The sequence below is a fragment of the Streptomyces sp. GC420 genome (assembly GCF_009916105.1).
In the GTDB taxonomy this organism is placed as follows: Bacteria; Actinomycetota; Actinomycetes; order Streptomycetales; family Streptomycetaceae; genus Streptomyces.
This window is the reverse complement of sequence record NZ_JAAAXQ010000303.1, coordinates 1-10,518: the sequence shown is the minus strand read 5'-3', so window position 1 is coordinate 10,518 and position 10,518 is coordinate 1. Positions and strand designations below refer to the sequence as shown.

10 protein-coding genes are annotated in these 10,518 nt (G+C 73.8%); 5 read left to right on the top strand and 5 right to left on the bottom strand.

The window, feature by feature from the left end; translation table 11 throughout:
- Positions 1–206: ferredoxin (locus GUY61_RS28650; RefSeq protein ID WP_166633160.1), on the top strand; the 206-nt coding region annotated here is incomplete at its 5' end.
- Positions 207–708: 502 nt separating this feature from the next.
- Here GUY61_RS28650 and GUY61_RS28645 read toward each other — a convergent pair.
- Positions 709–1,329: a TetR family transcriptional regulator gene (locus GUY61_RS28645; protein WP_166633159.1), complete on the bottom strand. Its 621-nt coding sequence runs from the start codon at positions 1,327–1,329 to the stop codon at positions 709–711.
- Between the two features lie 254 nt (positions 1,330–1,583).
- Between GUY61_RS28645 and GUY61_RS28640 the strand changes: the two genes are divergently transcribed.
- From GUY61_RS28640 to GUY61_RS28630, 3 genes are all read left to right on the top strand, one after another.
- On the top strand, positions 1,584–3,002 hold the full coding sequence (locus GUY61_RS28640) for a glycosyltransferase family 4 protein (protein WP_166633158.1): 1,419 nt from the start codon (positions 1,584–1,586) through the stop codon (positions 3,000–3,002).
- A 154-nt stretch (positions 3,003–3,156) separates the two neighbouring features.
- Positions 3,157–3,915 (top strand): class I SAM-dependent methyltransferase, encoded by a 759-nt coding sequence (locus GUY61_RS28635; protein WP_166633157.1) that lies wholly within the window; start codon positions 3,157–3,159, stop codon positions 3,913–3,915.
- Positions 3,912–5,003: a prenyltransferase gene (locus GUY61_RS28630; RefSeq protein WP_166633156.1), complete on the top strand. Its 1,092-nt coding sequence runs from the start codon at positions 3,912–3,914 to the stop codon at positions 5,001–5,003. The genes GUY61_RS28635 and GUY61_RS28630 overlap by 4 nt, the downstream gene beginning before the upstream one ends.
- Positions 5,004–5,154: 151 nt before the next feature.
- Here the strand turns inward: GUY61_RS28630 and GUY61_RS28625 are convergent, their stop codons facing one another.
- Entirely contained in the window at positions 5,155–6,165 is a 1,011-nt protein-coding gene (locus tag GUY61_RS28625) for an LLM class F420-dependent oxidoreductase (protein ID WP_166633155.1), read from the bottom strand.
- A gap of 209 nt (positions 6,166–6,374) precedes the next feature.
- Between GUY61_RS28625 and GUY61_RS28620 the strand changes: the two genes are divergently transcribed.
- Positions 6,375–6,833, top strand: coding sequence for a hypothetical protein (locus GUY61_RS28620; RefSeq protein ID WP_208106574.1), 459 nt, complete (start codon positions 6,375–6,377; stop codon positions 6,831–6,833).
- Positions 6,834–7,064: 231 nt separating this feature from the next.
- Here the strand turns inward: GUY61_RS28620 and GUY61_RS28615 are convergent, their stop codons facing one another.
- The 3 genes from GUY61_RS28615 to GUY61_RS28605 form a co-directional block, all read right to left on the bottom strand.
- Entirely contained in the window at positions 7,065–7,892 is an 828-nt protein-coding gene (locus GUY61_RS28615; RefSeq protein WP_166633153.1) for a DUF5336 domain-containing protein, read from the bottom strand.
- Positions 7,893–8,286: 394 nt separating this feature from the next.
- Positions 8,287–9,294, bottom strand: coding sequence for an N-acetylmuramoyl-L-alanine amidase (locus GUY61_RS28610; protein ID WP_313896916.1), 1,008 nt, complete (start codon positions 9,292–9,294; stop codon positions 8,287–8,289).
- Positions 9,295–9,317: 23 nt separating this feature from the next.
- Positions 9,318–9,968: a class I SAM-dependent methyltransferase gene (locus tag GUY61_RS28605; protein WP_398957245.1), complete on the bottom strand. Its 651-nt coding sequence runs from the start codon at positions 9,966–9,968 to the stop codon at positions 9,318–9,320.
- Between the last annotated feature and the right edge of the window lie 550 nt (positions 9,969–10,518).

Here is a 10,518-nt window from a genome sequence, read left to right as displayed (position 1 = left end):
ACCGGGGCGTGTGCGTCGGTTCCGCGTTCTGCGCGGGCACAGCTCCCGGGGTCTTCCGGCTGGACGCGACACGCCGTGCCCGGCCGCTCGATCCCGACACCGACGCGAGCGAGGACGTGCTGGCCGCGGCCGAGGGCTGCCCCGTGGAGGCGATCACGATCACGCTGCGGGAGACGGGCGAGACCGTCTTCCCGCCCGAGGACTGAGCGGGTCGCGGGGGTGCGTGGCCGTGGCGGCACGCGGCTTTGCCGCGTGGGCGCGGCGGACGCGGCGGACCCGCGGGTTCCGCACCGACCCACTGGCGTGGCGGTTCCGCTGCGCGAGGCGGACACCACCGGCCCCGGCGGCCTGCCGGCGACCGGCGAGTCGGCGGCGGCCGGTGGAACGGACCTGCGCCGGTCCGGGCGGCCCGTTGGCCGGGCGAACCCGTCGTCCGGGCTCTGGTGCTTCCGGGCCGTGTGGGTTGGCTGGTCCGGCGGTCCGGGCGGCCGGGCAAGTGGGGCCGGGGGCCGGTGACGCCGGCGGGCCTGCGGCCGCCGGGCCTGGTGAGCGCGGTGCGGTCGCGGGCGGGAGCCGGACGGTGGGGCGGAGCCGAGCCGGTTCGGGCGGCCCTGTGGCGCGCGTGTCCGTCGCTCGCGGGGAGCGAGCCCGGGCGTCGCGGGTTCGGGGCTTCCGGCCGGGCTTCCGGCCGGCAACGGGGTGGCCGGGTCAGGACTCCGGGGGCGTGAGGTCGATCAGGCGGCACACCGTCTCGATGTCGATCTTCACCTGTGCGATGGAGGCCCGGCCCGACAGCCAGGTGATCAGGGCCGAGTGCCAGGTGTGCTCGATCACCCGGACCGCGGAGAGCTGTTCCTGGGTCGGGCGGTCCTCCAGCCCCATCGCGTCCAGGATGATCGCGGTCGTCAGCCGGGAGACCGTGTCCACCTCGGGGCTCACGCTGCGGTCGGCGAAGGTCAGCGCGCGCACCATCGCGTCGGCGAGGTGCGGCTCGCGCTGGAGCGCGCGGAAGGTGTTCATCAGGGTCTCCGCGACCCGCTGCGCGGGCGTGTCCCCGGCGGGCGGCTTCTTGCGGAGGGTCTCGTGCATGCGCTGGAGCTGGTCCTGCATGGTGGCGACCAGCAGGTGCACCTTGGAGGGGAAGTAGCGGTAGAGGGTGCCGAGGGCCACTCCGGCGGCCTCGGCGACCTCGCGCATCTGGACCGCGTCGAAGCCGCCCCGGCTGGCGAGCTGGGCACTGGCGTGCAGGATGCGGCGGCGGCGCGCCTCCTGGCGCTCCGTCAGCGGAGGAGAGGACGACGGCGAATCTTGCTTGGCTTCCGTAGTCATATGTCCCGTTCCATGGCTTTCCCGCGGTGTGCGGCCGCGACCGTCGATCGGACCGGGGATCTCGTCGGCCGGCTCCCCGGGGTGGCACAGCATGGCAGGGTGTCCGTCGTGGCGCGAATCACCTGATCCGCCTCGCTCCGGATGGCTACCAGCCGGTAGATTCGGTGGTCCTTGAACGATCAAGTCTGAAACTTGTTCTAGATTAGCGCGAGCGGCTACGCTCCGGCGGAAGTGCAGCGAGAAGGGGGCCGTGAGTGACCGCTGAGGCCATGGAGGCGACTGCCCGGGGCACTCTCGCGGAGCCGGCGGCGGCAGACGGCGAAAATCCCCTGCGCATCGCCCTGCTCACCTACAAGGGGAACCCGTTCTGCGGGGGCCAGGGAGTCTACGTACGCCACCTCTCGCGCGAACTCGCCCGCCTCGGCCACGGCGTCGAGGTGATCGGCGCCCAGCCCTACCCGGTGCTCGACTCCGTCGGCGACGGAGTGCGCCTCACCGAACTCCCCAGCCTCGATCTCTACCGGCAGCCGGATCCCTTCCGCACGCCGAAGCGCGACGAGTACCGCGACTGGGTCGACGCCCTCGAGGTCGCCACGATGTGGACCGGCGGGTTCCCCGAGCCGCTCACCTTCTCGCTGCGCGCCCGGCGCCACCTGGCCGCGCGCCGCGGCGAGTTCGATGTCGTCCACGACAACCAGACGCTGGGGTACGGGCTCCTCGGCGGTCCGCGCGCCCTGGGCGCCCCCCTCGTCACCACGATCCACCACCCCATCACCGTGGACCGGCAGCTGGACCTGGACGCGGCCCGGGACTGGAAGCGCCGCGCATCGGTGCGCCGCTGGTACGGCTTCACCCGGATGCAGAAGCGGGTCGCCCGGCGGCTGCCGTCCGTGCTCACCGTCTCCGGCACCTCGCGGCAGGAGATCGCCGACCACCTCGGGGTGCGCGACGAGCGCATCCATGTCGTGCACATCGGCGCCGACACCGAACTGTTCTCGCCCGACCCGTCCGTGCCCGAGATCACGGGCCGCATCGTCACCACGTCCAGCGCAGATGTCCCGCTCAAGGGGCTGGTGCACCTCATTGAGGCGCTCGCCAAGCTCCGCACCGAGAACGCGGACGCGCATCTCGTCGTCGTCGGCAAGCGCGCCGAGGACGGGCCGGTGGCCGCCGCCATCGCGCGGTACGGACTCGAGGGGTCCGTCGAGTTCGTCAAGGGCATCTCCGACGCGGAACTCGTCGACCTGGTGCGCGGAGCGCAGGTCGCCTGCGTGCCGTCCCTGTACGAGGGCTTCTCGCTGCCCGCCGCCGAGGCCATGGCCGCGGGCACCCCGCTGGTCGCCACCACGGGCGGTGCCATACCGGAGGTCGCGGGTCCCGACGGCGAGACCTGCCTCGCGGTTCCGCCGGGTGACGCGGGCGCACTCGCCGCCGCGCTCTCCCGGCTCCTCGGCGACCCCGGACTGCGCCGCCGCCTCGGTGCCGCGGGCCGGGAACGCGTCCTCGCCCGGTTCACCTGGGCCCGCGCGGCCCAGGGCACGGTGGAACGCTACCGCGAGGCCATCGAGGCCCAGTCCCGTTCCCGGTCCCGGACCCGCTCGCGTTCCGGGCAGCCCGCCGAGGTTCCGGCCGAGGTTCCGGCCCCTGCCGCGTCCGCGGGAGGCCGCCGATGACCCCCGCACCTCGTGCGTACGTTCCCGGTGCGGCGGCCCGCGCGGCCACCGCACCCACCCAGCTCCTCACCCCCGTACGGCAGTCCGGGTCCGGCGCACAGCCGGGAACGGACCCTTGCCCCGACCTCCGCCGCCGGACGAAAGCAGAGCCCCCGTGCTGACCGTCGACTTCACCCGTTTCCCGCTCGCCGCAGGCGACCGCGTACTCGACCTGGGCTGCGGCGCGGGCCGGCACGCCTTCGAGTGCTACCGGCGCGGCGCCCGGGTCGTGGCCCTCGACCGCAACGCGGACGAGATCCGCGAGGTCGCCAAGTGGTTCGCCGCGATGAAGGAGGCCGGGGAGGCGCCGGCCGGGGCGACCGCCACCGCGATGGAGGGTGACGCGCTCGCGCTGCCCTTCCCCGACGAGTCCTTCGACGTGGTGATCATCTCCGAGGTCATGGAGCACATCCCCGACGACAAGGGCGTCCTCGCCGAGATGGTCCGGGTGCTCAAACCGGGCGGCAGAATAGCCGTCACCGTCCCGCGCTACGGCCCCGAGAAGGTCTGCTGGGCGCTCTCCGACGCGTACCACGAGGTCGAGGGCGGCCACATCCGGATCTACCGCGCCGACGAACTCCTCGGCAAGATGCGGGAGGCCGGGCTCAAGCCGTACGGCACGCACCACGCGCACGCCCTGCACTCGCCGTACTGGTGGCTCAAGTGCGCCTTCGGCGTGGACAACGACAAGGCGCTGCCCGTCCGCGCGTACCACAAGCTGCTGGTCTGGGACATCATGAAGAAGCCCCTGGCCACGCGGGTCGCCGAGAACGCCCTCAACCCGCTGATGGGCAAGAGCTTCGTGGCGTACGCGACCAAGCCCCACACCCCCTCGCTCCGCGGGGACCACCCCCAGCCGAAGGGCGAGGCGTGACCGCACCCTGGCGCGGCCCCGGCCGAACCGACCATCTCGTCCTGCCCGGAGTCCTCACCGCGGAGCAGGCCGCCCAGACCGTGGCGGGCATCCTCGCCGCCCAGCGCGAGGACGGCGCCATCCCCTGGTTCCGCGGGCACCACCTCGACCCGTGGGACCACACCGAGGCGGCCATGGCGCTGGACGCGGCGGGCGAGAACGCCGCCGCCGCCCGCGCCTACGCCTGGCTGGCCCGGCACCAGAACGCGGACGGCTCCTGGTACGCGGCGTACCACGACGGAGACCCGGAGCGGCCCACGGACCGCGGGCGGGAGACCAACTTCTGCGCGTACGTCGCCGTGGGCGTCTGGCACCACTACCTCGCCACCGGAGACGACGCGTTCCTGGACCGCATGTGGCCCACCGTCCACGCCGCCGTCGAGTTCGTGCTGGAACTCCAGCAGCCGGGCGGCGAGATCGGCTGGAAGCGGGAGGAGGACGGCACCCCCGTCACCGACGCGCTGCTCACCGGCTGCTCCTCCATGTACCAGGCGCTGCGCTGTGCGCTGGCCATCGCGGAAGCGCGCGAAGAACCACAGCCCGACTGGGAGTTGGCGGCGGGCGGGCTCGGCCACGCGATACGCAGCCACCCGGAGCGCTTCCTCGACAAGAACCGCTACTCGATGGACTGGTACTACCCGGTCCTCGGCGGCGCCGTCACGGGCGCCCCGGCCAAGGAGCGGATGGAGAAGGACTGGGACCGCTTCGTCGTGCCCGGCCTCGGCGTGCGCTGTGTGCTGCCCAACCCGTGGGTCACGGGCGGCGAGAGCGCCGAACTCGCCCTGGCACTGTGGGTGATGGGGGAGTCGGACCGGGCGCTGGAGGTCCTGCAGTCCATCCAGCACCTGCGGGCCGAGGACGGCATGTACTGGACGGGCTACGTGTTCGAGGACGAAGCCGTCTGGCCGGTCGAGCGCACGACGTGGACGGCGGGCGCGCTGCTGCTCGCGGTGGCCGCGCTGGGCGGGCACGAGGCGACCACGGCGGTGTTCGGCGGCGAACGGCTGCCGGCCGGCCTGGAGCCCGACTGCTGCGCGGCGGTGCGCTGAGCGCTCCGCGGGCAGTCCGGTGCGGCACCTGAGGGGCCGTCGTGGTCGGCCGCGCCCGGCGCCCGGCGCGGTGGAGTCGCGTGCGGTCACGAGGCTCCGGCGACCCTGGCCCCAGGAGTCGCGCCGGGCCCCGGAACTCCCAGCGCGCGCCTCAGGAGTTGAGCTCGGCCAGCACCCGCAGCGTGTGCGGGTCCGGGGCCGTCACCAGCAGGTCGGTCACCGGGCCCGCGCGCCACGCCTGGAGCCGCTCGGCGATCCGCTCGCGAGGGCCGACGAGAGAGATCTCGTCGGCGAAGGCGTCCGGCACGGCCAGCACGGCCTCCTCCCTGCGCCCCTCGGCGAAGAGGTCCTGGATGCGCCGGGCCTCCTCCTCGAAGCCCATGCGGGCCATCAGGTCCGCGTGGAAGTTGCGGCGAGCGTGGCCCATGCCGCCGATGTAGAAGCCGAGCATGGCCTTGACGGGCAGCAATCCTTCCGCGACGTCCGCGCACACCGAGGCCCGGGCCATCGGGGCGACCACGAAGCCGTCCGGGGCGCCCTTGAGCGAGGCCTCGTACACACCCGTGCGCAGCGGCGACCAGTACAGCGGCAGCCAGCCGTCGGCGATCCTCGCCGTCTGCGCGATGTTCTTCGGGCCCTCGGCGCCGAGCAGTACGGGGATGCCGGGGCGCAGGGGGTGGGTGATGGACTTCAGCGGCTTGCCGAGACCGGTGCCGTCCGGGCCGTCGTACGGCAGCGGGTGGAAGCGGCCGTCGAGGCGCACCGGGGCCTCGCGGCGCAGGACCTGGCGGACGATGCCGACGTACTCGCGGGTCGCGGTGAGCGGACTGCGCGGGAAGGGCCTCCCGTACCAGCCCTCGACGACCTGGGGGCCGGAGAGCCCGAGGCCCAGCAGCAGCCGCCCGCCGGAGAGATGGTCCAGGGTGAGGGCGTGCATGGCGGTCGCGGTGGGGGTGCGGGCCGCCATCTGCGCGACCGCGGTGCCCAGCCGTATCCGGGTGGTGCGGGCGGCGATCCAGGTCAGCGGCGTGAAGGCGTCGGAGCCCCAGGCCTCGGCCGTCCACACCGAGTCGTAGCCGAGCCGTTCCGCTTCCAGGGCGAGGTCGAGGTGGCGGGGGTCGGGCCCGCGGCCCCAGTAGCCGAGTGCGAGACCGAGCCGCATCCGTGCCCCTCTCCGGTGCGCGTCGTCCACCCTGTATCTGACGGTGCATCAGGCATTGTCGTGCCGGAACTGTACGGCCTGGGTACGCGCATGACAACGGCCCCCGGCGCATGTGGCGGAGGTGCGGCTCCGCCCGCCCGGCCTGGCGTCACGCCGACTTGTCAGAGGCGTGAGCTAGCTTGCGGGCCATGGGTAACTCAGGTGGATTGTTGACGGCCCGGTCCGCAGGGGACGTGCGCGCCCTGATGCAGGCGGTCGGTTTCACCGGCGTCGGTGAGACGGAGGCGCTGGCGGAGGGGTGGCAGGTGGCGGACTTCACCGGCGTGGGACGGCGCGGTCTGGCGGCCCTCGTCCGGAAGACCGGGGCGCCGGCCGTCATGGTGTCCTTCCTGGACAGCGATGTGGGGTTCGTCGAGGCCGCCACCCCGGACGGCAGAAGTTGGGAGGCCCTGCTCAATCGCGACATGGCGGAGAGCTACGAGATACCTGTGGAGCAGTTCCCGGTCGAACCCGCCGTGGACGGTGCGCTTGCCTGGGCTGCGGCTGCCGGACTGACACCCGAGGAGGAGTCCGTCCGGCGCACGCTCACCGGGGCGGCCGTGTTCGTGGAGGAGCTCTCCGCGGACCTGCTCGTCGCTCTGGGACTACTGGGCGCACGCCGGTCCTGAGCACGTGAGCAATTGAAACGGCCGGAGGCTACGCGGCCCGGCCGGCTTCCCGGGCCGCGCGCGATCTCTGTCCCGGCTCACGGCGAACCGGATCGTCCCGGGGGATGCGGAGACGTTCCGGGACCGTTGGTCCGGGACCGCCCGGCCGGGGTCGCCAAGACGGCCCCCGCCCGGGATGGGCGGGGGCCGCTCGTGTCGCTGTGCGGCCCGCGGGCGGGCCGGTGCTGGGTGTCAGCCGCGCTGGATGCCGGTGGTGTCCTGGAGCACGCCGCGCCGGCCGTCCTGGGTCTGCGCGACCAGGGCGGGACCGCGCTGGTCCACCGCGAGGTACCAGGTGCCGGGCGCCAGTTCGGCGATCGGGGTGGGCGAGCCGTCCTCGGGGAACAGCGGGCGGGCGACCGGGACGGCGAACCAGAACGGTGCGAACTCCCCGCCCGCGGGGGCGGGCTGCTGCGGCTGGGCCTGCTGGGCCTGAGGCTGCTGGCCGCCGAACGGCTGCTGCTGACCGGGCTGACCGGGCTGTCCCGGCTGGCCGCCACCGGCCCAGCCCTGCTGCTGGCCACCGCCCGGGTAGCCGTAGCCGGTGCCGCCGGGCTGCTGCGCGCCGTAGGGCGCCGGGGCCTGCGGGCTCGGGGCCGGGATCAGGCCCGCCTTCAGTGCCGGGACCAGCGGAGTGGCGACGGCGGCACCCGCGATGACCAGGGCTGCGATCAGGCCGAGGATGAGACCGGCGCCCGCGTCCTCCGCGTCGATGATCCACCAGAAGGCGGCCCAGGCCGCGAAGACGGTGAAGGAGATGCCGAACTGCCCCAGGTCGAGACCGGCCACCTTGCGCGGCTGGGGCAGCGCCCGTGCGACGACCACCAGGGCCGCGCCGATCACCCCCGCCAGGTACACGGTCATCAGGATGGACACACCGTCCCACGCGTTCGCGGACTCCGGGCAGAAAGCGCCCGAGCAGTCAGGGAGGGAAGTCAGATCGAGGAACGAGGCGATGAACAGCAACACCGCTGCTCCGATCACCACGCCGTCACCTCGAGTGAGGGAGCGGATGTTCACGTGAATGTCCTTAGTCGCCGATATGCCGTTTCACGGGCTTTGCGGGATTTACGGGCTCTGCGGGGCGCGAAGCGCGGGGGTGGCACCCTTTCGTGGGGAGAATCTATCGCCTGTTCCGTCCGGGCGTCTTCCGGGGGGAGCCCTGGGGAAACCCCGGAGTCGGGTCCCCGAGGGAAGGCCGGGTCCGGTGCCTGAAACCCCGGGTTCCGGCCCCCGCGACCCCGAGCCCCGCTCCGTACGGCAGCCCGGGTCCCGCCCTCGGGCCGCCACGGCTGCCGCCCCTGGCGGCTCCGGTTTACTGGTGGCGCCGGCTCCCTGGAGGCCCCGGCTTCTGGCGGCCGGCTACGCCCCGGGCGGCCCGGTTCCGTCTGCGGCGCCCGCGTCCGGCGTCGGCTCAGCCGCCCAGGTGCCCGGCGATGCCGTCCGCGATGCCCTGCGCGGCCTTCTGGCGCCACTTCGCGTCGGTGAGCAGCGCCGCGTCCTTGGCATCCCGCATGTTGCCGCACTCGACGAACACCTTCGGGACGGTGGACAGATTGAGACCGCCCAGGTCGTCCCGTACGACGAGTCCCGTGCCCTTGCCCACGTAGTTGGACGGCGCGGTGCCCGTCGCCCGCACGAAGCGGCCCGCGATGCGCTCCCCGAGGTCCCGCGAAGGGCCGACGATCGCCGAGGTGTCCGCGGCTCCGGACTTCACCTCGGCGGGCAGGATCACATGGAAGCCGCGGTTCCCGGCCGCGGAGCCGTCCGCGTGCACCGACACCACCGCGTCGGCCTTCTTCTCGTTGCCGATCCGGGCCCGTTCGTCGATGCACGGCCCCCAGGCGCGGTCGCCGTCCTGGGTGAGGACGACGGTGGCACCCTGCTCCTTCAGGAGCGTACGGATCCGGCGGGCGACGTCGAGGGTGAACTCGGCCTCCCTGTAACCCGCGTTGGTGGCCGTGCCCGTCGTGTCGCACTCCTTGCGGTTGGTGCCGATGTCGACGAGTTCGCCGATCTCGGCGCCGTGCTTGAAGTTGCCGGGGTTGTGGCCCGGGTCGATGACGATCGTGCGCCCGCTGAGCGGTCCCCTGCCCGGGGCCCCGCCCGGCTCGTCGGCGGAGGCGGACGACGCCGAGGACGGCGCGGGCGAGGAACCGCGGCCCGCCTGCGTGGCATCCCCGGTCCCGGCAGGGCTCTCCGACGCCTTGGAGTCCTGCCCTGCCGGGGAACCGCTCGGCGAGGGCAGCGTCTTGGGCGGTCCGTCGCCCCCGGGCCCGCTCATGGCCTGCCAGGCCAGCCAGCCGGCGAAGCAGGCGGGCACCACCGCGGCGGCCGCGATGGCCAGGGTGCCGCCCCGTGGGCGGCGGGGCCGGAGGCCGTCGTGGTCGGGAACGGGGTGGGGAGAGCTGCCGTTGGACACGTGCGCGATGCTAGCCCGGTAAGTCAGATCCCCGTGCCCACACGCCTGAGGACGCGCAGCGAGTCGGTCACCGAGACCTCGGTGAAGGCACCGGAATCCAGTGCCCTGAGGTAGACGCGGTACGGGGCCTGCCCGGTGAACTCGTCGGCGGGGTCCGGGAAGACGTCGTGGATCACGAGCAGCCCGCCGTCCGCGACGTGCGGTGCCCAGCCCTCGTAGTCGCCGGTCGCGTGCTCGTCGGTGTGCCCGCCGTCGATGAAGACCAGGCCGAGCGGCCCGCCCCACACCTTCGCGACCTGCGGTGACCGTCCGACGATCGCGATGACGTGGTCCTCGAGACCGGCCCCGTGCAGGGTGCGGCGGAAGGTGGGCAGGGTGTCCATCCGCCCCACCTCCGGGTCCACGACCTCCGGGTCGTGGTACTCCCAGCCGGGCTGCTGTTCCTCGCTGCCCCGGTGGTGGTCGACCGTGATCGCGCTCACGCCCGCCCGACGTGCGGCGTCGGCGAGCAGGATCGTCGACCGACCGCAGTAGGTCCCGACCTCCAGCAGCGGCAGTCCGAGCCTTCCCGCATCGACGGCCGCCGCGTACAGGGCCAGTCCCTCGCCTACCGGCATGAAGCCCTTGGCCGCCTCGAAGGCGGCGAGGATCTCCGGCTTGGGCTCCATGGTCAGCTGCTCCTCGGTGTGCGCGCTGCGGGTGTCGCCTGTCGGTGCGGGGGACGTGGGGCCGGTGCGGATGCCATGTCCCGGCGTGGTGCCACGGGCCGGTGCGGGCCGGTGACGTGCGCGGTCGCCCATGCTGCCATACGTGCTGCCGCACGCTTCGGCGGGTCGTACGCCCTCCCCGGGCCGGAAGGCCCGGCGGCCGGATCGCCTGCCCGCAGCCCGCCGCGGGGCGAGGCCCTGCCCGACAGACCCGTCTGCCTCGCGACGCCCCGGCACGCACTCTTCCGCGATCCTCCCGGACGGGATCGCCACGAAGCACGGGACCCCCACGCCGCGTCGTCGGATCACCCGAGCAGCCCTCCGGGAGGGCGGTTTCCCGGACTCCGTCCGGAGGTACCCGGCCCCGTGCCGCCTCCCCGTGCCGCCTCCCCGTGCCGCCTCCCCGTGCCGCCTCCCCGTGCCGCCCCCGGCCGTCGCACGCACGGACGCAGCGCGGCCCGGCTGCGGCCCGGCTGCGGCCGGCGCCGCGCGCCGGACACGCGCGCCGCCCCTCACC

Bases quoted from the DNA above. Each gene is read 5' to 3' on its own strand.
- GUY61_RS28625 (WP_166633155.1), bottom strand. From the start codon at position 6,165: ATGCGGCTCGGTCTCGCACTCGGCTACTGGGGCCGCGGGCCCGACCCC.
- GUY61_RS28645 (WP_166633159.1), bottom strand. From the start codon at position 1,329: ATGACTACGGAAGCCAAGCAAGATTCGCCGTCGTCCTCTCCTCCGCTG.